We start from the raw sequence: 20,475 nt of genomic DNA on the forward strand, positions 1-20,475 counted from the left end.
TGTTAATTAATCTTTAATAAGGGTTAAAAACTCTGCTCTGGTACGAGCGTCTTCACGTAATTTGCCAAGCAGTACTGAAGTTTTCATACTGGCGTTCTGTTTTTGCACGCCGCGCATCATCATACACATATGTTTTGCTTCAATTACAACGCCTACACCTTTAGCTTGAGTAACTTCCATAATAGTGTCGGCAATTTGTTTGGTCATGTTTTCTTGAATTTGCAAACGTCGAGCGAACATGTCAACAATACGTGCAACTTTGGATAATCCAAGCACTTTTCCTGAAGGCAGGTAAGCAACATGGCATTTGCCAATAAATGGCAATAGGTGATGCTCGCACAAAGAATATAATTCTATGTCTTTTACGATCACCATCTCCTCATTATCGGATGGAAATAGTGCACCATTAATGACTTCGTCAAGATTTTTTTCGTAGCCATTATTGAGAAATTTAAAGGCTTTAGCAGCCCTTTTAGGGGTATCCTTTAAGCCAGGGCGGTTTATGTCTTCGCCAATACTGGCAAGAATATCTTCGTATGCTTTTTCCATGGACCTTCTCATTGATAATGGTTTTACTGCATTATGAATTGATATAACAAAACACAGATTATTTTTACGCGCACAATACTTGAAGCCGTGCTTAAGGTAAAGGCTTAAGCTTCTATATTACGCTCTTTTTGTTTTCTTTTTAAGTAATACATAAAGTGCACCAGTGCCACCATCTTTTGGTAAGGCAGAGGTAAATGCCAAAACAGCATCTAATTGCTGTAACCAGTGGTTTACATGAGACTTTATTAAAGCTTGGCCTGCGCCTCTAACGCTACCGTGCTCATCTTTATAGCCAGCACCAGCTTTGCCATGGACAATGAGCAAACATCGGTCCCCCTCACTTTGCCCATGCTTCACTGCATTCCATACTGAATCCCTTGCATCATCTATTCTATAGCCATGTAGATCAAGAGTAAGGGTAGGGCGCATATGTCCATTGCTAAGCCTTCGCAAGCTACCACTGTCAAGTCCCACTCGAGAGTATGTAATACTTTGCTCTGATTCAAGCATCTCAAAGCCTTGCTCGCCAAGTGCAGCTTTTTCTCTTACTTGCTCAATAGCAGCAGCGCGTCTGGTAGCTGTACTCAAAGGATCAGGAGTTTTTGAGCCAGGTTTAGTTTGGCGCCCAGCTTTTTTTAATGGCGAAGCTTTTCCAAATGCAGTGCCAAAATCAGTACTATATTCGACGCTTTGGTCTTGTGCTTTTGAAATATCTTTTGAATCTGGCTCTGGAGGTATGCTCATGCTTTATTAACAGTAGTTTCTACTCATGCCAATATGGTATCGGGACAAGGCTTAGCTTACAATGCACACATCAAAATATTCTTATAAAAAATGTCATGACCACTACACTCTCACACGCAATTGAAACAGCTCAATCGGCACTCATTGAAGCTCAAGTCCATTTCGGGCACGGCACAGATAACGCTTGGGATGAAGCTGTTTTTTTGGTTCTTGGCGCCTGTGGTATGTCATTAGATACGCAAAAGGATGAGTTAAACAAAGTATTAACTGGCCAACAGCTAGCACAAATAGAGCAGTGGTTGGCTGCACGTATTCAGCAACGATTGCCTTTGCCTTATTTGTTAGGTGAAACTTGGTTTGCTGGCATACCTTTTAAGGTAACCCCAGGAGTTATTATTCCTCGCTCTCCAATAGCAGAATTGATTGGTAGACATTTTTCTCCTTTTATAAAAGACACCCCAAAAACAGCTTTAGACCTTTGTTGTGGCAGCGGTTGTATAGGCATAGCTATGGCTTTGCATATGGGTATTGAGCAGGTGGACATGGCTGATATAGAACCAGCGGCCATACACTTAAGTCAAAAAAATATAGACCATCATGATGTGGGTGATCAAGTACGGGTGTTTGATTCCAACTTGTTTGCTGGCTTGCCTACTAAAACTTATGATCTGATAGTGAGTAATCCACCTTATGTTGATTTGAATGACTATGAAGATATGCCAGCTGAGTTTTCACATGAACCAAAATTAGCTTTGGTTTCAGGTGATGATGGTTTGGATCTCACTGCAAAAATGTTGGTAGAAGCCTCTGACTGGCTTTCACAAGACAGCCTTATAGTTATAGAAGTGGGTAATAGCGAAGTAGCGCTGCAAGATGCCTTACCTGACGTGCCGTTTATGTGGCTTGAGTTACATGAAGGAGGAAATGGTGTTTTCTGCCTTACTGGAGCCCAGTGTAGAGAGTATCAGCCTAGGTTTAATGCATGGTATCGGTCACGTTTATAAGGTGATTGTTTGCTGCTTGGTGTACTAACCAGCTATAATTTAATTTGAAAAATTTTAGAGTGAAAATTCATGTCGGGTAATACCTTTGGTAAGTTGTTTACGGTCACTACTTTTGGTGAAAGCCATGGTCCAGCACTAGGCGCTACAATCGATGGCTGTCCAGCTGGCATTGAGCTAAGTGAAGCTGACTTACAAATTGATTTAGATCGCCGTAAGCCTGGATCTTCACGCCATACTACTCAGCGCCGTGAAGCTGATCAGGTGCGTATTTTATCAGGTATATTTGAAGGTCGAACAACAGGCACTCCTATTGGCTTGCTGATTGAAAATACAGATCAACGCTCGAAAGATTATGGCAACATAAAAGACCAATTTCGCCCTGCGCATGCTGACTATACCTACATGCACAAATATGGCTTACGAGATTATCGTGGTGGTGGTCGATCTTCAGCACGTGAAACCGCTATGCGTGTAGCAGCAGGTGCAATTGCAAAGAAATTTTTGGCAGGCCAGGGCATTGCTATTACTGGCTACTTGTCACAATTAGGCCCCATTAAGCTAGATTGTTCAGACCCTAGTATTGTCAATGACAACCCATTTTTCTGTGGCCAAGCTGATAAAGTAGAAGAGCTAGAAAAATTCATGGATGCGTTACGAAAATCTGGTGATTCTATAGGGGCTCAAGTGACTGTGGTTGCTACAGGCGTAGCAGCAGGCATTGGAGAGCCCGTATTTGATCGTTTAGATGCCGAGTTAGCACATGGTTTGATGAGTATTAATGCTGTAAAGGGTGTTGAGATAGGTGACGGTTTTGAAGTAGTTACCCAGCGTGGTACAGAACACCGTGATGAAATGACTCCTGTTGGATTTTTATCCAACCATGCAGGTGGTATTTTAGGTGGCATAAGTAGTGGACAGGATATTATTGCTCGTATCGCTCTTAAACCTACCTCCAGCCTACATATACCTGGGCAGTCCATAGACCTTCATGGAGACTCAGTAGAAGTGATTACCAAAGGCCGTCATGACCCGTGTGTTGGTATTCGTGCCACACCTATTGCTGAAGCCATGATGGCGTTAACAATAATGGACCATTTTTTACGCCAACGTGGACAAAATGGCTGCGTTACCTACGACCTTCCCACCATTAAATAACATGCCATGAAATATTTTCATTTGCGGCTAACGCGCACAGTATTAGCCATGGGGTTTATCTTCTTAAGCGGTATTTCATGGGCGGATAGTATTCGCTTTGCCACTACAACCAGCACCTATAATTCTGGTTTATTAGACTATTTAGTTCTCCAGTATGAAAAAGTTAGTGATACCCAAGTTCAAGTGATCTCTGTGGGCACAGGTAAAGCCTTAAAAATGGGTGAAAATGGGGATGTTGATATAGTCATGACACACGCTCCCTTAGCAGAAGCTCATTTTGTCGATCAAGATTTTGGAATTGAACCTTTAAGCGTGATGTATAACGACTTTGTGCTCGTAGGTCCTAAAAAAGATCCAGCAAGTGTGAGTCACGCCCAAACAGTGATTGAAGGGTTAACGCTCATTATGGAGTCAAATCAGCGTTTTATATCTCGAGGTGATGACTCAGGAACCCATAAAAAAGAATTACAATTATGGAGGCACCTTGGTCAGTCACCAGCTTTTGATGGTTATCTCGAATCGGGTCGTGGCATGGGTCATAGTTTACACATGGCATCAGAAATGAACGCCTACACTCTAACTGACCGTGGCACTTGGTTAGCCTTAAAGAATAAACTTCAATTGCGCTTAGCGCTTGATAGTGACCCAAGATTAATCAACCCATATCAGGTGATCTTAGTTAACCCTAAGCGCCATCCCCATGTAAACGTTGATTCAGCCAGAGACTTTGCTCAATGGTTGGTGAGCGGGGCAGGTCAAGAGTTGATTGGTGCATTTCGTATCAATGGTGAGGTGTTATTTATTCCTTCTGCTAATCAGCCTATTTTATGAATGATCTATGGAGTACATTTAGTGCTGCAATAGCCGCACTTTTAAGTGGAGACCCGCAGCTTTGGAGTATTGTTGGTGTGTCTTTTGGAGTTTCTGCAAGCGCCATATTGATTGCTTTATTACCTGCACTTACTTTAGGTTTTGTTTTGGCTTACTTTCGTTTTCCTGGTCGCTGGGTGATCATTAGTTTATTCAATAGCCTCTTAGCTGTGCCAACAGTAGTAGTTGGCCTAGTGCTTTATATGCTCTTGTCACGCGCAGGTCCGCTTGGAGATTTGCAGCTTTTATTTACTCGACCAGCGATGATTATTGGGCAAATACTATTGTGTTTTCCGCTATTGGTCGCTATGAGTTTAAGTGCCTTTCAAGCAGCAGATTACCGTGTATTAGAGACAGCAAAAACCTTGGGTGCAAGCCCATTGCAAGCATTTTTTACGCTATTGTTTGAAGTGAGGTTTGCGCTACTTGCAGCCCTAGTAACAGCTTTTGGGCGTATTATTGCTGAAGTGGGCAGTGCCATGATGGTGGGTGGCAACATACTCCATCACACACGTAACATCACTACTGCCATTGCCTTAGAAACGGGTAAAGGTGAATTTGTACAAGGTGTTGCGCTTGGTATTGTGCTGTTAGTGCTAGCGCTGGTGCTAAACGTGAGTTTAGGCTGGATGCAAAGTCACAGTAGAGTATTGAGACACGGAACATAATGCGCTTAGAACTAGATCATATTTATCAAAAATATGGCGAACAAGAATTGTTTGTCATCGATGAATTACAACTCATTACTACAGATGCTGTGCACCTTCATGGTCCTAATGGTGCTGGTAAATCTACCTTGATGAAGATCATGGCGGGTCTGCAAAAACCAACTTCAGGCCAAGTGAGGTGCATTCCTACTCAGGGGGAAACCTTACGTCAGCAAGCGGTGATTTACCTACATCAAAACACCTACCTATTTGATATGGACGTGCGTAGTAATGTGGAATATGGGCTGCGACTAAGGCGCGAGAAAAACCCAGAGAAAGTAGATGATGCTCTAGCATGGGCAGGTTTGGATCATCTTCAAGAGCGTCAGGCGCATTTGCTTTCTGGTGGGGAAAGGCAGCGTTTGGCATTGGCCAGAGCCTTAGTACTAGACCCAGCGTTGGTTTTACTTGATGAACCCACAAGTAACTTAGATCATGCGTCTGTGGAACGTATAGAAGTCATGTTGCAAGACTTACACCAAAAAGGCACAGGCATATTGTTGTCTTGCCACCAAGACAACGCCCTTACCAAGCTATGTAATCAGCACTGGTTGCTAGCTAAAGGCAAGCTCACAGTGCACAGCGACTAGGTAATGGTTATTAAGTTTTAGCGTTTTTTGCTAGGCCCTGAAGCCTTCTTGCCAGCGTAGCCACCTTTAGGTTTGTCAGCGGGCACGCGGAACAACAAATATAAATCTTGTAGTAATTCTGGAATTTGCTCACATAGTTGCTGGCAAAATTCTGGCTGAAGGCGCAGCTCTTCAAGCTCTGCATCTTCGTCTAATTTAGCAGCCAACATGAAGGGTAGTAAGCATTCAGCTACGTCTTCTTCTTGTTCAGAAAACCAAACATCTTCCTGGCTAAATATCAGTTCCATAAAGCCTTGAGCCCAGTATTCAAGTAAGCAGTCATCTTCTTGGTCTAGCTCTAAGGTTAGATCACAGGGAAGGTCAATGTCTTGATCAGACTCCAAACACTCGCGTAAAAAAGCATACTCTTGACGTATTAAATTGAGCATTTCTTGGCGTTCAGCTTCGTCTTCTTTTACGGGTGTTTCAGCCATTACTTGTTCCAGCCACTCATGCTCAGGCATGTGAGCTGGGCTAATAGCTAAGGCACATAGGTAGCCGTGAAGAGCAATGTAGTCTAAAGCTTCTTCTTGCACTTTGTCAGACAACAAGTATGCGTCTAACTGGTCAATTTGGCTATCGGTTAAGGGGTCGTTAGAGATGGACATGTGGCGTGACTCGATCATTAAATATTAGCTATTGTAACTCATGGAACCTATTAACAGCTAATAAACTAAAGCTGTAGCATAGCTATTGGGCTGTATTTTTAAGTGCCAAAGCTTTCGAGTAATACGGTCATTTAAGGCCTTTGTGTACACAAGTGTTCCCATGAAATTTTAGGCCTATTTTCATTTAAGCCCCAGTAAGATAAATTCATTGGCTTATTTGTCCAAGAGTAGCCAGTAAGTTCTTTATAAGGGTGACAGCTGGGCTACCTTGGAGGATAATGCGCGCCATGAGAGACACTCCCCAACAACTTTTACACAGCCTCTTTGGCTATGAGCATTTTCGTGGCCAACAACTGGATGTAATTCAGCATGTCATTGACGGGGGTGATGCATTAGTGCTGATGCCCACGGGGGGTGGAAAGTCGATCTGTTATCAGATTCCAGCAATGCTTAGGGAGGGTTTAGGGATAGTCATCTCTCCTTTGATCGCGTTAATGCAAGACCAGGTTGCGTCCATGCAGCAGCTGGGAGTGAATGCGCAGGCATTGCACTCAGGTATCGACTGGCAACTACAAAAACAAATCGAGCAACAAGCATTAAATGGCGAGTTAGACTTACTTTACATCTCTCCTGAACGTTTGATGACAGATGCTTGTATGAACTTGTTGTGGTCTTGTAAGTTGGCCTTGTTTGCTATTGACGAAGCACATTGTGTATCTCAATGGGGTCACGACTTCAGGCCAGAATACCTTCAGCTAGAGTGTTTACAGCAAAACTTCCCCCATGTGCCGCGTATGGCGCTGACTGCCACAGCAGACCGGCCTACTCAGCAAGAAATGGTGAAACGTTTAGGGTTGGGTAATGCACGTCAATACATCAGTAGCTTTGACCGTCCCAATATTCGTTACCGTATAATGCAAAAGCAAAAAGGTAAACAGCAGTTATTAGACTTCGTGCAATCACAGCATCAAGGCAATGCGGGCATAGTGTATTGTATGTCTCGCAAAAAGGTAGACGAAACCGCCCTTTGGCTAATGGAGCAGGGCATTGCAGCTTTGCCTTATCATGCAGGCCTGGGGGCAGAAAAGCGAGCCCAAAACCAACATCGTTTCCTCAATGAAGATGGTTTAATCATGGTAGCCACCATTGCTTTTGGTATGGGCATTGATAAGCCTAACGTGCGTTTTGTGGCACACCTAGACTTACCCAAAAGCATAGAGTCTTATTACCAAGAAACCGGCCGTGCTGGTCGTGATGGGCTACCTGCCGATGCGTGGATGGTATATGGACTGCAAGATGTGATGTGGCTTAGGCAGCGGCTTGAGCAAACTGATATGGACGCAGGTATAAAGCGTTCAGAGCAATCCAAACTAGACGCTATGTTAGGTCTGTGTGAAATAACACAATGTCGAAGGCAAGCCATTTTAAGCTATTTTAACGAAACTTCTTCAAGTAGCTGTGGTAATTGTGATAACTGTTTAGAACCTGTAGCAACTTTTGATGGCACAGAAGTGGCTCGTAAGGCATTATCGTGTGTTTTTCGTAGTGGTCAGCGCTATGGTGTAGCTCATTTAATAGATATTTTAATGGGTAAACCTACCGACAAAATTAAAGCTGCAGGCCATGATAAAATATCCACCTTTGCACTGGGCCAAGAGCTTGATCAAAAACAATGGCGCTCGGTATATAGACAGCTTTTAGCCTCTGGCTTAGTCTCTAGTGATCCAGAAAATTATGGTGGATTACGCCTATTACCACCTTGCAGGCCGTTACTTAAAGGTGAGGCTTCATTACAACTTCGACTTGATCGTAAGGTGTCTATTAAAGCGCCAAAAGCAGCTAAAGCAAGGCTGCAAATAGATGATGCTGATATGGATTTATGGCAATTGCTCAGGGAGCTGCGTATGGCCCTAGCTCAAGACCAAAAGGTGCCCCCCTATGTTATTTTTAGTGACTCTTCATTGCTGGAAATGCTTCACGCTAAACCACAAACGCTGCTGGAAATGAGCCATGTTCACGGTGTGGGCGAAAAGAAATTAGACCGCTACGGTGATGACTTTTTGGCGTTAATTAAGCAACACGCGTAGTTAGCTATGATAACATCATCAATCAGTCGCGCTGCTAATACTATTATTTTTAAGGAAGCCAATAATGGCCAGTTTACAAGATCAATTGCTAAAGGCCGGTTTAGCCAACGAAAAGCAATCTAAGCAAGCCACAAAGGCTAAAAAGAAACAAACTCGAGATGTGCGCAAAGGCGTTGATGTGGGTGAAACAGCCGCCCAGCGTGCACTGAGTGAAAAAAAGGCGCAAGCTATTCGTTCCAAAGAGCTCAACGCCCAGCGTGATGCACAGCATCAAGACCGCGCAGTAGTAGCCCAAGTGAAGCAAATAGTAGAGCGTTGTCGCTTAGATTTAACTGGTGGTGAAGTAAGCTATAATTTTGTTGATGGAAAAGTCATTAAAAAGCTGTATGTTGACGCTATGCAACAAGCTGCATTAAGCCGAGGATCCCTAGTTATTGTGGGTTTAGACGAGACCTATTATGTGGTTCCAGCCAATGTAGCTGTGAGCATTGAAGAGCGCTCTAGTGACACGGTAATTATACGTGCTGAATCTGCTGCAGATGCAGTGGCACCAGAAGATGACCCTTATGCAGACTTTGTTATTCCCGATGACTTGATGTGGTAACTACAGTGACTCATTCACCACCTAATGTGCAAGATGATGCCAAACGTCAACAAAAGCTACAAAAGCGCCTGCGCCGTGATGTAGGCCGTGCAATCGATGACTACGCCATGATAGAGCAGGGCGACAAAGTTATGGTGTGTGTGTCTGGGGGTAAAGACTCCTATGCCATGCTTGATATATTGATGCAATTGCAAAAAAGTGCACCGATTGATTTTGAGATATTGGCCGTTAATCTAGATCAAAAGCAACCAGGTTTTCCAGAGCACATATTGCCTAAGTACCTCACACAAGTGGGTGCAGATTTTCATATTATTGAGCATGATACTTACAGTGTAGTCAAAGCAGTGATCGAAGAAGGTAAAACTACCTGTGGTTTATGCTCGCGCATGCGCCGGGGCACTTTATATCGCTTTGCTCAAGAACGAGGCATTACCAAAATAGCCTTAGGGCACCATCGCGATGATATATTAGAAACGTTATTTTTAAACATGTTTCATGGCGGTAAACTTAAAGCGATGCCAGCTCGTTTGCTTAGTGATGATGGATTAAATACAGTGATTCGTCCCATGGCTTATGCCCGTGAACAAGATATTGCGCAATATGCTCAGCTTAAACACTACCCCATTATTCCTTGTAATTTATGCGGGTCTCAAGACAATTTACAACGCCAGCACATCAAAGGCATGCTACAAGATTGGGAAATAAACTACCCAGGACGAGTAGAGAGCATGACTAAATCACTACAAAATGTAGTACCTTCACACCTTATGGACACGAAGATACATAACTTCAAACAAACTGAACGAATGTTTGAAGGCACAGTGACTCACATGGTTAGTGATCATGCAGATGCAGATTTAGCACTACTTAATTTAGCACTTTAGTTTTTGCATGAAGGCTTAGCCTAGCCTCAAATATAACGAGATGGACTACTCATGGTTTTTGACGTAGCACAGCTAGATGCACAACAAAATTACCAGCTTTTAATTGGCGGTATCACTCCTAGACCTATTGCTTGGATTAGCACACGCTCAAAAGAGGGGGTGGATAATTTGGCGCCTTACTCCTTCTTTACTGTGGCAAGTTGCAATCCACCGGTGCTACTTTATACCCAAGTCACTCAACGAAGTGGTAATAATAAAGACACCCTGCAAAACCTTCTAGAAACTAAGGAGTGTGTGGTGAACATAGTAAATAGTGCGTTGTTAGAACAAATGAACGCCACCAGTGCTGCTCTAGGTATTAAAGAGAGCGAATTTAGCTTTGCTAATGTTGAGGCTTGCGAAAGCGCCCAAGTGTTAACTAAATCTGTGAAAAATGCTCCTGTTCGTTATGAATGTCGTTTACGAGAAGTGGTAAGGGTAAGTGACTTACCTGCCGGTGGCCAGCTGATATTACTGGATGTGACCGGTATTTACGTCGATGATGCGCTTTATAAAAATGACACTATAGACCAACAAGATATAGATTCGGTGGGAAAAATGGGTGGTAACCACTTTAGTTTAACTACGAATACTATAGAACTTACAAGGCCTTAATGAGTCACTATCAGTTAGCCCAGATCAATATTGCACTGGCGCGCGGCGCCATGGAATCTGAATTAATGAAGATCCAAATGTTCAGGTGAATATGAGTGTATGGCAAAAAGTCGACACGCTTAAGCACTTTGGTGGGTGCTACTGGGCCAAACACCTACCGCACAAGAAGGCAAAAAAAGGCTGGAATACTTGCAGCTACATGGTGCTAGTTAATATGTCTTTAGCTTTGCCAAACCTTTCGTTGCGCCTCATAATTAACCTGCGGCTAATTCTTGTATGCGATTCCACAAGGTTGTGCGTATGCCTATGCCATTTTCTTCACAGCGGCTGCGGTAGGCTTCTATGTCTGCTGTGCCCGCCACGGTTTTGCAATCTGATGGGGCAGGGCCTATAGTAATGCGCACTTCGTTCCATGCCAAATCTCGCTCTCTAGGCTGTAAAAGGCCAAGTAGCTGCCCTTGGGATGCAAGGTCAAAACGCCGCATTCCTCCTTCTAAGTTATTAAAATACACACACACGTTTTGTATATTGGCTCCTTCTTCGCCTGCGTGCTTGGCTAGGTAGTGGGTAATAGCAGGCACTGCAAACGCGCCGCAGGCGGTTTTATGAATGCGAATCTCTGGGATACCAGCCTTTAAGGCATGGACAAAGGCTTCTTCCAGCTGTATTAAGGCGGGCTGACCACGGGCATCATAAATAAGGCTCTGTGCACTTTCTACTAACACCTTAGGTGCACTTAAGGAAGCATCTAGCCCTGCTAAAGAAGTTTCTAGTAAGTCACTATTGGCTAGGCCGTGTTGCATTGCAAAGGCTGCACGAAAACCAGCAGCCTTTTGGTCTAGAGCCTCAAAGCCGCGGCTGGCGACCACCTTTTCTACTGCATGGCTAAGTTGCTGGGCGCTTAAAAAGGTGGTGTCGCTCATAATGAATCCTTGGTGTGTTTTTATTATTAATGAGCGTTGATTTTGTCACTTGCGGCAGTGGCATGCAATGGGGTGGTGAGTTGTTTAGGTGGTTAAAAGATTGGGTTTCGTAGATATGTGCAGGCGGGGTCAATATGCTTTGAGCTTATACCTAGCATAGTCAGATTGAAGTGAGTATGGGATAATTATGATCTAGTAAAAGGAGTTTTATGATGATTACGCAAGCGACTCATACCAAGGTGCAAAAGTATGGCACGGGGGCCATCAATGTGGTTTTTGCCCATGGTTCTGGAATTGGTATGAATCATGAGTTTATGCAGGCAGTTGCGAGTAAGATGAGTGCAAAGGATTTCACGGTGTATTTATTTGAATTTGGCTACATGCAGCAAATGCAAACTTCAGGTATTAGGCGGCCGCCCACAGCAGTCTCTAAGCTGCAGCTAGAGTTTATAGCATTACTTGAATCTCTGGCATTGTCTGGGCCACTTATTATTGGTGGCAAGTCGCTTGGGGGGCGTGTGGCAAGTTTAATTGTAGAGCAGACTCATGCTTTAGGTTGGTTCGCCCTAGGTTATCCCTTCCACCCACAGCGTAAGCCAGAGACTTTACGAGTAGCACATTTGTTAACTAGCCAAAAGCCTGGCATTGTTTTTCAAGGTACACGAGATGCTTTGGGTAGTTATGATGAGGTTTTAAGTTATCAAATGCCAAAACACATTAATGTGCATTGGTTTGATCATTTGGATCACAGTTTAAAGCCTTTTAAAGATGCAGAATTGAGTCAAATTCAAGCTATTGAACACTCAGTTTTAGAGCTTGAAAAGTGGGCTAAGCACACGTTAATATCAACCAAATTTAGCGTGTAATAAAATTTAAAAAATGTGAGATCGCTTTTTAATGGCGGTCATTACCAGAGTATGAAAAGTGATGCACAATACCCATACCATCGACAAACTGTTAGACACCACAGGGCTTTTTTGTCCGGAGCCTGTGATGATGTTGCATAGTACTTTTAAAGACATTAAAGCAGGTGATGTGGTTAAAGTGTTGGCGACAGATCCTTCAACCAAAAGAGATATTCCTAAATTTTGTTTGTTTTTAGGCCATGAGTTGATCCAGCAGGTAGATGATGGAGCGCAGTATCAGTATGTTATTCGCAAAGGCGGTTGATGCCAATTAATGGCGGGTTATCCACTGAACTGATCGGCAGAAACTATATTCACAGACTCATGTAACTCACTATAAACTACCACAATACGCTTTTGCTGCAGCTGTACTTTTAGCTGAACCACCTTGTCCTCTAAGCTCGTTTCATAAACCCCATAGTCTGTACCGTCTCTGCTAGCAAATTCTTCTAATAAGTGGTTTAGCGTATCTGTATTGATGTTTTGCCAAGGTACTATCATGAAAAGGTCCGTTGTCAACTACGATAAATTATATGGGTGAGCAAAAATCCAACTGGCGGCGATAACGCTCAGCTTGATGAGCAACATCTTGAGCCACATTGAGTAACCAAGGTTTGGCCAAGTATGATTTGTTAGCAAAGCCGCCATGGCCCTCGTGGTAAGCTAGATAAAGGTTGTAGGTATCGTTTGGCTGTATGTTATTTAGACGCACTGATCGTGCGTTGTACCAGCCTACAAAGTCAATCGCATCATTAAAGTCAGTGCGCTGGGCGTTGGTGTAACCGGTCAATTTTTTGTACATGAGCCAAGTGCCATTAATAGCCTGCGGATAGCCGTAAGCAGAAGATAGATGTTTGCCTGGGATAATACCAAATGTTCTTTTACGAGGTGGTCTTGCTTTAGCATTAAAATCAGATTCATGGTTAATGAAAGCCATGCTAATGGATTGATCTATTTTCCACTGCTGTTCAGAAGCAATAGCGCTTGTTTGCCAGTCTTTAAATTGCGCAAAAATACCACACAAGTTGTCTGGCGTATGTGGTTTGCTAGACACGGTGCCCAGGCTGCTACATGCACTCACTAGCAGCATTAATAGAGCTGAAACAACGAGCTTAAAATTCATCACTTTGTCTTGCCCAGCATAGCTGCATCAGCCTTACCTGATCTTCAGCTTGTAATAAATCTAAGCCCATTTCATGAGATAGATCCTGTAATTCATCACGCCAGTCATGGCCAAGTAATTCACTTATGTCTAGTTGATTAGTAGATACTTCAAACGCTAATTCAATATCTAAGGCATCTACTAAATGCTCTAAGCCTTGGGCAGGTGAGAAATCTGCATGGCCCACAACATGGCTAGCATCTAGGTCAACATTCATTTCCAATAAAACATCTTTTACTGAGTGGCCTAAAGCATCTATAGTTTCATCAGAAATATGATCGCTATAGCACAGGTGAGGTGGCCAGCTGTCATCGGCAATGATTAGACTAGATTTGATGCTACCATCAGGCAAGGTCCAGGCTGCTACAATAGGGTAATAAGGAGGTTCTGAACACGTTTCAACAGCGATAAATAAAGCAAGGCTTAGGTCAGTCATAGGCATTTGTAAGAGTATTTTAAGTCATAATAACAAATGATGGCGTATGCCATGCCTCAAGGCAAGATAAGTTTACCAAATGAAGTGCTGTATTAAGCCAAAGTAGTATTTTAATATGCGCTCCAACTTGGTATAAATGTACAGCTAAACCTCTGCCCTACAAAATCAGGAACCATCCAATGAGTGACGTGAAGACATATCCAGCAGATGCATCAATTGCCCAAGCCTCTGGACTGAACCAACAAAAACGTGAAGCCATGTATCAGCAGTCTGTTGCAGATCCAGAAGAGTTCTGGCGTAAGCAGGGTGAAAGATTGGATTGGATTAAGGCGCCTACGCAAATAAAAAACACTAGATTTACTCCAAATGATGTATCTATTAAGTGGTATGCCGATGGTCAATTAAATGTTGCTGCCAACTGTTTAGACCGTCATTTGGCAGACCATGGTGATGAAATTGCTATTATTTGGGAAGGCGATGATCCAAGCGACTCTCGCCATATTAGCTATAAAGAACTGCATCAAGAAGTGTGTCAGTTTAGTAATGCTTTGTTGGCCCAAGGCGCTAAAAAAGGTGACGTAATCACCTTATACATGCCAATGATTCCTGAAGCTGCAGTGGCCATGTTAGCGTGTGCCCGTATTGGCGCAGTGCATTCTGTTATTTTTGGTGGTTTCTCCCCTGATGCTATTGCAGGGCGTGTACAAGGTGCTAAAAGTAATATTGTGATTACGGCAGACGAAGGCCTGCGTGGTGGTAAGAAGATCGGCCTAAAAGCCAACGTAGATGCTGGTTTAACTAACGTAGATTGTGTTGATACAGTCATCGTTGTTAAGCGCACAGGCGCTGACATTGCTTGGGTAGAGGGTCGTGACGTTTGGTATGGCGACATTGTAGCTACTGCCAGCACTGAGCATGAGCCACAAGTAATGGGCGCAGAAGACCCACTGTTCATTCTTTATACGTCAGGCTCTACTGGCCAACCTAAAGGCTTAGAACACACCTCTGCAGGCTATTTAGTGTGGAGTGCAATGACACACGAACTTGTGTTTGATTACAAACCAGGCGATGTGTATTGGTGTACAGCAGACGTAGGTTGGATTACGGGTCACAGTTATATAGTTTATGGACCACTTGCCAACCGTGCCACCACATTGATGTTTGAAGGGGTGCCTAATTACCCTACTAATGCGCGCTTTGGACAAGTGATTGAAAAACACAAAGTCAATCAGTTTTATACTGCACCCACAGCGATACGAGCATTAATGCAGCATGGCGACGATGTGTTGTCTGGTTCTGACGTATCAAGTATTCGTGTTTTAGGTAGTGTAGGTGAACCCATCAACCCTGAAGCGTGGCTTTGGTATAGGCGTGTGTTTAGCACAGGTAATGCGCCTGTTGTGGACACATGGTGGCAAACAGAAACAGGTGGTCACATGATCACACCGTTACCTGGGGCTGTAGATACTAAGCCAGGTTCTGCAACCTTGCCATTCTTTGGCGTACAGCCAGCCATAGTTGATAATGAAGGCCGTGAGCTAGAAGGCGCCGTTGAAGGCAATCTAGTCATTAAAGACAGCTGGCCTGGCCAAGCTCGATCTATTTGGGGCAATCATAAGCGCTTTGAAGAAACTTACTTCTCTACGTTTGCCAACTATTACTTTACAGGTGATGGCGCAAAAAGAGACGAAGATGGATATTATTGGATTACTGGTCGTGTTGATGATGTATTGAATGTTTCTGGTCATCGCATGGGCACTGCCGAAATAGAAAGTGCTTTGGTAGCCCATAAATCTGTGTGCGAATCTGCCGTTGTAGGTTACCCACACGAAATTAAGGGCCAAGGCATATATTGTTATGTTACATTACAGGACGGTATTGATAGTAGTCCTGAGTTAATGAAGGAATTAAGGCAGTGGGTAAGAACTGAAATTGGCCCAATTGCCTCACCAGATTTGATTCAGTTTGCACCTAATTTACCTAAAACACGTTCAGGAAAGATTATGCGTCGTATTCTACGTAAAATTGCTGCTAACGACTATGGCGAGTTGGGCGATACCTCTACGTTATCAGACCCAGGTGTAGTGACGGAATTGATTGAAAATCGCTGCAATAAATAACTTAACAATCTGTATATTTTTTAGGAGGTGCGTCTATGTCTAATGCTTACACCATTATCGTAGCTGATGATCATCCGTTGTTTCGGGCGGCGTTAACACAAGCTATCGGTGCGCAAGTTGATGGTGCGAAGGTATTAGAAGCGGAGCACTTAGAGCATTTAGAGCGCCAAATGCATAGTGAAATAGATTTGGTGTTATTAGACTTGCACATGCCTGGAGCAAATGGGTTTTCGGGGCTTATCTATTTACGAAACCACTTTCCAAGTGTGCCAGTAATAGTGATCTCAGGTAATGAACAAGCCATTGTAATCCACCGCGCCATGCATTTTGGTGCGGCAGGTTTTATTCCTAAATCCTCTTCAATGTCAGATATTATTGAAGCTATTACAGAGGTTCTCAACGGTGGCCAATGGGTTCCGGCAGACTTGCCCGCAGCTAACAAAGAAATGGACGCCCAGGACAGTAAGTTTGCTGGTCAGTTGGCAAGCCTCACTCCTCAGCAGTTTAAGGTTATGGTGATGCTCACTGAAGGGCTGCTTAATAAACAGATTGCCTATGAATTAAGTGTGTCAGAAGCCACTATTAAGGCCCATGTTACAGCAATATTGCGGAAATTAGGCGTATATAGCCGCACCCAGGCTGTTATCTTAGCGGGGCGTTTACGTATCGAACACCCTCAAGATGAGTCTGTTAAGTAGACTCACCAAGTCGTTTACCTAAGTAAGTCGCCTGTGGATAGTCACTCCATGTTTATCTAAGGCGACTTAATGTTGCTCTAAGTGCAGCAGGCTTTAGAGGCTTGTTCAGCAGTAATGCATCCTCATCAGAAACCACCTTTGCTACCTCTTCTGTGCGATCAGCTGTAATACAAATGGCCGGTATTTGGCATTCATAAACTTGCCTTATTCTTGCAATAGCCGCAGTGCCTGTCTGATCTTGGTCTAAGTGATAATCAGCTAAGATCACGCTAGGTTGTACATTTGCATCTGCTAGATTCTGTAAGGCCTGTGAGGTACTAAGGGCGGTAATGACAGTGCATCCCCAGCCACTAAGTACTTGTTCCATTCCTATTAGTATAGAGGCTTCATTGTCTATACATAGCACTATCATATTAGCTAAGCTTCCTCCTCCTGCGTTGTATTGAGTGTGAGTGGAGGATTTAGTGACCACCTTATCTGGGTCTCCAGTCGGTACTATGATGCCAAATAAACTACCGCTGCCTTGCCATGATTTTACTGTCAAATGGTGGCCTAGTAGTTTAGCTGTCCGATCTGCTATTGCTAAGCCTAAACCTAGGCCTTTAATGTCTTGAGTGGCAGGGTGATCTATGCGTTTAAACTCTTCAAATACTTCAGTAAGCTTTTGAGGTGCTATACCTATGCCAGTATCCCAAACTTGAATCTCGATGGCATTTTGTTTTAATCGACAACCCAGCAAGACCTTACCTTTTGGGGTGTAGCGCATGGCATTAGTTAAAAAGTTCTGCACGATACGACGTAAATGCTGTTCGTCACTGTAAACTGTTACGCTGCACGGCATATAGTCAAACTCAATGCCTTTTTGTTGACACAATAAAGACAGCTCTGCAGCCAGCTTTTGTAACATTTTATCTATTGGAAAATGGCTAAATTTGGGAGACAGGTTTCCTGCATCTAGCTTAGATATTTCTATTAAAGTGCCAATCAACTCTTCAGCCGCACCTAACGAATCATCTAAATGATGCAAAGTATCTGAGAGTTTTCCAGTGGGGTGTTGTTGTGACAAAGAAGAAGAAAATAGTCGTGCTGCATTTAGGGGTTGCATTAAGTCATGGCTGGCTGCGGCTAAAAAGCGTGTTTTACTTTGGTTCGCTTGGTCTGCTCCAATTTTTGCTTGGCTTAATTCATCATTAGCTACTACTAGAGCTTTGGTGCGGTTTTGGACGCGCTGCTCTAGGGTTTCGTTGGTTTCTTTTAAGGCTGCTTCAATACGTTTATGGTTAGTAATATCCATATAAGTGTTAACGTATCCGCCACCTAGCATGGCATTGCCTCGCACTTCAAACACAGCGCCGTCAGCTCTATAGCGCAGGTGTGTGCTGCTTTTTCCTTCCATCATAGTGCTTAGGCGCTGTTCAACTTGTTGTTCAAGCACGCCTAAACCATAGTCTCCATTTATGGCATTATGACGAATGACCTCCTCAATGGGCCTGCCGATGTTAATAAGACCTTCAGGAAAGCCAAACATTTCTTGATAGCGTTGATTCCAAACTACCAAGCGCATGTCCTTATCCACCACACTGATGCCTTGGTCTATGTGTTCAATAGTGGACTGCAGCATAGTCCGGTTAAATTGGAAAAGGGCAGAAGCTTCATCGGCAATGGATACCACGTCCCCTAAATGCATTTCTGTATCCATTAAGCTTGAAGCCACAATAATACGGGCCGAAGATGCGCCGATCACACCTGCTAAAAGGCGTTCTGCATAAGTCGCTAGTGCTTGGTCTATGGGGTCATTTAAGTTTAGGTCGCGGTTTTGCGCACGAGCAAACTGATGAAATGCTTCATGGGTTCTATTAGAACCTAAAAAGCGCTCACAGAGTGTTTGAAGATCGCTAAAGCGCGTATTTTCAAAGTTATTATCAGTATTTCCTATAGATTGGCTCAATCTTAGATCCACAAAATGATCTGCTTGAATTCGATCTTGCAAACGGGCCTGAGTGAGTCTGGATACCCATACAAATGCCACAATATTTAAACTTAGAGATAATAGGGTAGCGTGAGTTATAGGATCAAACCCTTCTAGTCCAAACATAGACGTGGGACGAAGCCAACTGAGACCAAATAATCCATCTTTGACTAAACTTAAGGTATCAAATCCAAGGCCACTAAGATTGGGGACCATAAGGGTGTAAATCCAAATAGTGAAGCCTGTGCCTAATCCAGCCAAGGCACCATAGCGATTACCCCGGCGCCAAAATACAGCGCCGATTAATGCGGGGGCAAACTGGGCCACGGCAACAAAAGCGGTTAAACCTAAAGACACCAAGCTTTTACCGTCACCAATCAATAAAAAGTAACCGTAAGCAGCTAATAGCATAGCCACAATAACTACTCGGCGCACTTTGAGTAATAACCGGCCTATGTTTTTATCTTCTGATGCTTGTAGTGGTGATAAGTGAAATATTACTGGCATCACTATGTCATTACTGATCATGGTGCTAATAGATACGGTGGCTACAATAACCATGCCTGTAGCAGCAGAGAGGCCACCTATATAGGCTAGTGTGGCTATGCTGCTTGCGCCCTGGCTTAGTGGCACCATCAAAACATAGGTGTCAGTGGCTATTTCTTGACCACTGAAAAGAAAGCTGCCAGCTGCTGCAATGGGCAACATAAAGATACAGAATATAATTAAGTAAAGTGGAAACAACCAGCGTGCAGTATGCAAATCGTTAGGGTTTGTATTTTCAACAATACCCACTTGAAATTGTCTTGGAAGGCAAAGCATGGCTAGCAATGCCAGTAGCGTTTCGGTAAGAAAACTCACTCTTAAAGGATTAAAGTTGTCTAGCTGCTGTTGCAGGCCACTTTGGCTTATATGGGCGCTTAAATCTGCAATGCCATCAAATAAACTAAAGGTTACAAATAGGCCTACAGCCACAAATGCCACCAACTTCACAATAGATTCAAACGCAATAGCCAGTACCATGCCACGATGGTGTTCACTAGTGTCTATTTGTCGAGTTCCAAATAAAATCGCAAAGGCTGCCATCAAAATAGCAACCACTAATGCAGTATTGCTAGAACCAAAGTCTGAACTTCCTCCACCAGAAATCATAATAGTAAAGCTTTGAGCTACCGCTTTTAGCTGCAGAGCAATGTAAGGAAGTATGCCAAAGGTTGCCATCACGGTAATAACGATCGCTAAGCTTCGGCTCTTACCGTACCTTGAGGCAATAAAATCCGCAATCGTAGTGAGGTTTTCTTGCTTGGCAATAAGAATGATTTTATAAACCAAACCCCAACCAAAGGTGAAAAGAAGAATTGGGCCTAAATAAATAGATAGGAAGTCCCAGCCTTGGGTTGCACGAGATACTGACCCGTAAAAAGTCCATGAAGTGCAATAGACTGCTAAGGATAAGCTATAGATGACAGGTTGGCTAAGTAACTTTGAGCCGCGTTGTGGACGATTGTCACCATAATAAGCAATGCCAAACAGCAAACCTACATAGGCTAATGAAATGAATAGAATGACCCAGATGTCTAGCATGTGATGCCTACAGTGTTAACACAGAATAAATAAACGATGACTATTTATAACACGCCAGCTGGTTTTATGCCTTAAAACTGGACTCTGATAAAATTTATTAAAATCAATTACCTATGATTTTTCTTACAATTGTTTATACTAAAGTCTAATGTTTGTTTTTATGATTTGACAGTGAACTTTTGC

General features: G+C 43.3%; 22 protein-coding genes. 14 read left to right on the plus strand and 8 right to left on the minus strand.

What is annotated here, in order from left to right; all coding sequences use genetic code 11:
• Nucleotides 1-6: 6 nt before the first annotated feature.
• Both folE and ABXT42_RS04615 read right to left on the minus strand, forming a co-directional pair.
• Nucleotides 7-549 carry a GTP cyclohydrolase I FolE gene (gene folE, locus ABXT42_RS04610; protein WP_443629196.1) on the minus strand — a complete coding sequence of 181 codons (543 nt, stop codon included), beginning with the start codon at nucleotides 547-549 and terminating at the stop codon, nucleotides 7-9.
• A 117-nt stretch (nucleotides 550-666) separates the two neighbouring features.
• Nucleotides 667-1,293 (minus strand): Smr/MutS family protein, encoded by a 627-nt coding sequence (locus tag ABXT42_RS04615; protein ID WP_443629197.1) that lies wholly within the window; start codon nucleotides 1,291-1,293, stop codon nucleotides 667-669.
• A gap of 95 nt (nucleotides 1,294-1,388) precedes the next feature.
• Here ABXT42_RS04615 and prmB point away from each other — a divergent pair, with 95 nt between their 5' ends.
• The 5 genes from prmB (at nucleotide 1,389) to ABXT42_RS04640 (ending at nucleotide 5,619) form a co-directional block, all read left to right on the plus strand.
• On the plus strand, nucleotides 1,389-2,297 hold the full coding sequence (gene prmB, locus ABXT42_RS04620; RefSeq protein ID WP_443629198.1) for a 50S ribosomal protein L3 N(5)-glutamine methyltransferase: 909 nt from the start codon (nucleotides 1,389-1,391) through the stop codon (nucleotides 2,295-2,297).
• 69 nt (nucleotides 2,298-2,366) lie between these two features.
• A complete protein-coding gene (gene aroC, locus ABXT42_RS04625; RefSeq protein ID WP_443629199.1) occupies nucleotides 2,367-3,452 on the plus strand; it encodes a chorismate synthase in 1,086 nt (361 codons plus the stop codon).
• A 6-nt stretch (nucleotides 3,453-3,458) separates the two neighbouring features.
• Entirely contained in the window at nucleotides 3,459-4,283 is an 825-nt protein-coding gene (locus ABXT42_RS04630; RefSeq protein ID WP_443629200.1) for a substrate-binding domain-containing protein, read from the plus strand.
• Nucleotides 4,280-4,990 (plus strand): ABC transporter permease, encoded by a 711-nt coding sequence (locus ABXT42_RS04635; protein ID WP_443629201.1) that lies wholly within the window; start codon nucleotides 4,280-4,282, stop codon nucleotides 4,988-4,990. The genes ABXT42_RS04630 and ABXT42_RS04635 overlap by 4 nt, the downstream gene beginning before the upstream one ends.
• Nucleotides 4,990-5,619 carry an energy-coupling factor ABC transporter ATP-binding protein gene (locus ABXT42_RS04640; protein ID WP_443629202.1) on the plus strand — a complete coding sequence of 210 codons (630 nt, stop codon included), beginning with the start codon at nucleotides 4,990-4,992 and terminating at the stop codon, nucleotides 5,617-5,619. Before ABXT42_RS04635 ends, ABXT42_RS04640 begins: the two co-directional genes overlap by 1 nt.
• A 17-nt stretch (nucleotides 5,620-5,636) precedes the next feature.
• On the opposite strand, the gene ABXT42_RS04645 is transcribed toward ABXT42_RS04640, so the two are convergent.
• A complete protein-coding gene (locus ABXT42_RS04645; RefSeq protein WP_443629203.1) occupies nucleotides 5,637-6,266 on the minus strand; it encodes a YecA/YgfB family protein in 630 nt (209 codons plus the stop codon).
• A 287-nt stretch (nucleotides 6,267-6,553) separates the two neighbouring features.
• On the opposite strand from ABXT42_RS04645, the gene recQ reads away from it, so the two are divergent.
• The 5 genes from recQ (at nucleotide 6,554) to ABXT42_RS04670 (ending at nucleotide 10,708) form a co-directional block, all read left to right on the plus strand.
• The gene (gene recQ / locus ABXT42_RS04650) at nucleotides 6,554-8,353 is read left to right on the plus strand and encodes a DNA helicase RecQ (RefSeq protein WP_443629204.1); all 1,800 of its coding nucleotides are present in this window, start codon (nucleotides 6,554-6,556) and stop codon (nucleotides 8,351-8,353) included.
• A 64-nt stretch (nucleotides 8,354-8,417) separates the two neighbouring features.
• The gene (locus tag ABXT42_RS04655; RefSeq protein WP_443629205.1) at nucleotides 8,418-8,957 is read left to right on the plus strand and encodes a DUF2058 domain-containing protein; all 540 of its coding nucleotides are present in this window, start codon (nucleotides 8,418-8,420) and stop codon (nucleotides 8,955-8,957) included.
• 5 nt (nucleotides 8,958-8,962) lie between these two features.
• Nucleotides 8,963-9,841, plus strand: coding sequence for a tRNA 2-thiocytidine(32) synthetase TtcA (gene ttcA / locus ABXT42_RS04660; RefSeq protein WP_443629206.1), 879 nt, complete (start codon nucleotides 8,963-8,965; stop codon nucleotides 9,839-9,841).
• A gap of 51 nt (nucleotides 9,842-9,892) precedes the next feature.
• The gene (locus ABXT42_RS04665) at nucleotides 9,893-10,495 is read left to right on the plus strand and encodes a flavin reductase family protein (protein WP_443629207.1); all 603 of its coding nucleotides are present in this window, start codon (nucleotides 9,893-9,895) and stop codon (nucleotides 10,493-10,495) included.
• 135 nt (nucleotides 10,496-10,630) lie between these two features.
• On the plus strand, nucleotides 10,631-10,708 hold the full coding sequence (locus ABXT42_RS04670; protein ID WP_443629441.1) for a hypothetical protein: 78 nt from the start codon (nucleotides 10,631-10,633) through the stop codon (nucleotides 10,706-10,708).
• Nucleotides 10,709-10,749: 41 nt separating this feature from the next.
• Here ABXT42_RS04670 and ABXT42_RS04675 read toward each other — a convergent pair whose 3' ends face one another.
• Nucleotides 10,750-11,418, minus strand: coding sequence for a hypothetical protein (locus tag ABXT42_RS04675; RefSeq protein ID WP_443629208.1), 669 nt, complete (start codon nucleotides 11,416-11,418; stop codon nucleotides 10,750-10,752).
• Nucleotides 11,419-11,627: 209 nt separating this feature from the next.
• On the opposite strand from ABXT42_RS04675, the gene ABXT42_RS04680 reads away from it, so the two are divergent.
• Together ABXT42_RS04680 and tusA are read left to right on the plus strand one after the other, a co-directional pair.
• Nucleotides 11,628-12,284: an alpha/beta family hydrolase gene (locus ABXT42_RS04680; protein ID WP_443629209.1), complete on the plus strand. Its 657-nt coding sequence runs from the start codon at nucleotides 11,628-11,630 to the stop codon at nucleotides 12,282-12,284.
• Nucleotides 12,285-12,345: 61 nt separating this feature from the next.
• Nucleotides 12,346-12,588 (plus strand): sulfurtransferase TusA, encoded by a 243-nt coding sequence (gene tusA / locus ABXT42_RS04685; protein WP_443629210.1) that lies wholly within the window; start codon nucleotides 12,346-12,348, stop codon nucleotides 12,586-12,588.
• 17 nt (nucleotides 12,589-12,605) lie between these two features.
• Here tusA and ABXT42_RS04690 read toward each other — a convergent pair whose 3' ends face one another.
• Genes ABXT42_RS04690 through ABXT42_RS04700 form a run of 3 tightly spaced genes read right to left on the minus strand, consistent with a single transcriptional unit; the run spans nucleotide 12,606 to nucleotide 13,921 of the window.
• Nucleotides 12,606-12,824, minus strand: a complete 219-nt coding sequence (locus ABXT42_RS04690) for a YheU family protein (protein WP_443629211.1) — start codon at nucleotides 12,822-12,824, stop codon at nucleotides 12,606-12,608.
• 28 nt (nucleotides 12,825-12,852) lie between these two features.
• Nucleotides 12,853-13,446, minus strand: a complete 594-nt coding sequence (locus ABXT42_RS04695; RefSeq protein WP_443629212.1) for a transglycosylase SLT domain-containing protein — start codon at nucleotides 13,444-13,446, stop codon at nucleotides 12,853-12,855.
• Entirely contained in the window at nucleotides 13,436-13,921 is a 486-nt protein-coding gene (locus ABXT42_RS04700) for a hypothetical protein (protein ID WP_443629213.1), read from the minus strand. Before ABXT42_RS04700 ends, ABXT42_RS04695 begins: the two co-directional genes overlap by 11 nt.
• A 179-nt stretch (nucleotides 13,922-14,100) precedes the next feature.
• On the opposite strand from ABXT42_RS04700, the gene acs reads away from it, so the two are divergent.
• Complete coding sequence (gene acs, locus ABXT42_RS04705) at nucleotides 14,101-16,041, plus strand: acetate--CoA ligase (protein WP_443629214.1); 1,941 nt, start codon at nucleotides 14,101-14,103, stop codon at nucleotides 16,039-16,041.
• Between the two features lie 35 nt (nucleotides 16,042-16,076).
• Nucleotides 16,077-16,739: a response regulator transcription factor gene (locus ABXT42_RS04710; protein WP_443629215.1), complete on the plus strand. Its 663-nt coding sequence runs from the start codon at nucleotides 16,077-16,079 to the stop codon at nucleotides 16,737-16,739.
• A gap of 52 nt (nucleotides 16,740-16,791) precedes the next feature.
• On the opposite strand, the gene ABXT42_RS04715 is transcribed toward ABXT42_RS04710, so the two are convergent.
• On the minus strand, nucleotides 16,792-20,292 hold the full coding sequence (locus ABXT42_RS04715; RefSeq protein ID WP_443629216.1) for a PAS domain-containing hybrid sensor histidine kinase/response regulator: 3,501 nt from the start codon (nucleotides 20,290-20,292) through the stop codon (nucleotides 16,792-16,794).
• Nucleotides 20,293-20,475: the final 183 nt, after the last annotated feature.

The sequence above is a fragment of the Candidatus Njordibacter sp. Uisw_002 genome (genome assembly GCF_047730155.1).
Lineage (GTDB): Bacteria > Pseudomonadota > Gammaproteobacteria > Pseudomonadales > Balneatricaceae > Njordibacter.

Excerpts from the sequence above, each read along its gene's own strand:
- folE (WP_443629196.1), bottom strand. The coding sequence starts at position 549 with ATGGAAAAAGCATACGAAGATATTCTTGCCAGTATTGGCGAAGACATA.
- ABXT42_RS04615 (WP_443629197.1), bottom strand. The coding sequence starts at position 1,293 with ATGAGCATACCTCCAGAGCCAGATTCAAAAGATATTTCAAAAGCACAA.
- prmB (WP_443629198.1), top strand. The coding sequence starts at position 1,389 with ATGACCACTACACTCTCACACGCAATTGAAACAGCTCAATCGGCACTC.
- aroC (WP_443629199.1), top strand. The coding sequence starts at position 2,367 with ATGTCGGGTAATACCTTTGGTAAGTTGTTTACGGTCACTACTTTTGGT.
- ABXT42_RS04630 (WP_443629200.1), top strand. The coding sequence starts at position 3,459 with ATGAAATATTTTCATTTGCGGCTAACGCGCACAGTATTAGCCATGGGG.
- ABXT42_RS04635 (WP_443629201.1), top strand. The coding sequence starts at position 4,280 with ATGAATGATCTATGGAGTACATTTAGTGCTGCAATAGCCGCACTTTTA.
- ABXT42_RS04640 (WP_443629202.1), top strand. The coding sequence starts at position 4,990 with ATGCGCTTAGAACTAGATCATATTTATCAAAAATATGGCGAACAAGAA.
- ABXT42_RS04645 (WP_443629203.1), bottom strand. The coding sequence starts at position 6,266 with ATGTCCATCTCTAACGACCCCTTAACCGATAGCCAAATTGACCAGTTA.
- recQ (WP_443629204.1), top strand. The coding sequence starts at position 6,554 with ATGAGAGACACTCCCCAACAACTTTTACACAGCCTCTTTGGCTATGAG.
- ABXT42_RS04655 (WP_443629205.1), top strand. The coding sequence starts at position 8,418 with ATGGCCAGTTTACAAGATCAATTGCTAAAGGCCGGTTTAGCCAACGAA.
- ABXT42_RS04665 (WP_443629207.1), top strand. The coding sequence starts at position 9,893 with ATGGTTTTTGACGTAGCACAGCTAGATGCACAACAAAATTACCAGCTT.
- ABXT42_RS04675 (WP_443629208.1), bottom strand. The coding sequence starts at position 11,418 with ATGAGCGACACCACCTTTTTAAGCGCCCAGCAACTTAGCCATGCAGTA.
- ABXT42_RS04680 (WP_443629209.1), top strand. The coding sequence starts at position 11,628 with ATGATGATTACGCAAGCGACTCATACCAAGGTGCAAAAGTATGGCACG.
- tusA (WP_443629210.1), top strand. The coding sequence starts at position 12,346 with ATGCACAATACCCATACCATCGACAAACTGTTAGACACCACAGGGCTT.
- ABXT42_RS04690 (WP_443629211.1), bottom strand. The coding sequence starts at position 12,824 with ATGATAGTACCTTGGCAAAACATCAATACAGATACGCTAAACCACTTA.
- ABXT42_RS04695 (WP_443629212.1), bottom strand. The coding sequence starts at position 13,446 with ATGAATTTTAAGCTCGTTGTTTCAGCTCTATTAATGCTGCTAGTGAGT.
- ABXT42_RS04700 (WP_443629213.1), bottom strand. The coding sequence starts at position 13,921 with ATGACTGACCTAAGCCTTGCTTTATTTATCGCTGTTGAAACGTGTTCA.
- acs (WP_443629214.1), top strand. The coding sequence starts at position 14,101 with ATGAGTGACGTGAAGACATATCCAGCAGATGCATCAATTGCCCAAGCC.
- ABXT42_RS04710 (WP_443629215.1), top strand. The coding sequence starts at position 16,077 with ATGTCTAATGCTTACACCATTATCGTAGCTGATGATCATCCGTTGTTT.
- ABXT42_RS04715 (WP_443629216.1), bottom strand. The coding sequence starts at position 20,292 with ATGCTAGACATCTGGGTCATTCTATTCATTTCATTAGCCTATGTAGGT.